Genomic DNA, 456 nt, shown 5'->3' on the forward strand with positions numbered 1-456 from the left:
CTGGCTCGGGGACATGAATGTGTACAACCGAAGCGAAGCCCTGAAGTACGGAATTCCGCTGGAAGAGGTTCTGCACTGTATTATGGGCTCGAACTTCACGAAGCTGAACCCGGACGGTTCGGTCACGAAGGACGCGAACGGGAAAGTTCAGAAGGGTCCGAACTTCCGGCCGCCTGAAGAGCATATCTAGGCCACGCTGTTCGGTCGAGACGCACTGCAAGACGAATACATCGATCTGTATGAACGACTCCAGCGGCTGTCCGTGCTCACTGCCCCGACGCTGCTGCCTCCGATGGAGCAGCTTAGCCGGGATCAGGCCAATGAGAATATGGTTCGTTCGTCCATTTCGTCTCTTTCGGCTAATGACCATGAACACGGTCACGAGCATGAGTCTATGATTCCGGATGACGATGTGGAAGTTCCGGAGCATTACGCTTCGATTGTGCCAAAAAACGT

General features: G+C 54.4%; 1 protein-coding gene. It reads left to right on the forward strand.

From position 1 onward, the window contains the following. Positions 1-190: hypothetical protein (locus AC1RPU_RS07850; RefSeq protein ID WP_481769621.1), on the forward strand; the 190-nt coding region annotated here is incomplete at its 5' end. Positions 191-456: the final 266 nt, after the last annotated feature.

The sequence above is a fragment of the Dellaglioa sp. CoH-55-MRSF-7 genome (assembly GCF_056782235.1).